Genomic DNA, 277 nt, shown 5'->3' on the forward strand with positions numbered 1-277 from the left:
GGTGATCTCGCCGATCGACGACACCCCGGCCGCGCGCGCCGGCATCCGCGCCGGCGACGTGATCATCGCCATCGACGGCAAGCCGATCGCCACCATCGAGGCGATGGAGCCGCTGCGCGGCAAGCCCGGCACCCAGGTCACCCTGACCCTGGTCCGCGAGGGCCGCGACAAGCCCTTCGACGTGACCGTCAAGCGCGAGACCATCCGCGTCACCAGCGTGCGTTCGCGCATGCTCGAGCCGGGTTACGGCTACGTGCGCATCAGTACCTTCCAGGCC

Annotated in this window: 1 protein-coding gene; it reads left to right on the top strand. The window is 70.4% G+C overall.

Going from position 1 to position 277, the window contains the following annotated elements; translation table 11 throughout:
• Positions 1-277: S41 family peptidase (locus R0J87_RS19920; protein WP_498888416.1), on the top strand; the 277-nt coding region annotated here is incomplete at both ends.

It is taken from the genome of Halomonas sp. SIMBA_159 (genome assembly GCF_046536035.1).
In the GTDB taxonomy this organism is placed as follows: Bacteria; Pseudomonadota; Gammaproteobacteria; order Pseudomonadales; family Halomonadaceae; genus Vreelandella; species Vreelandella venusta_A.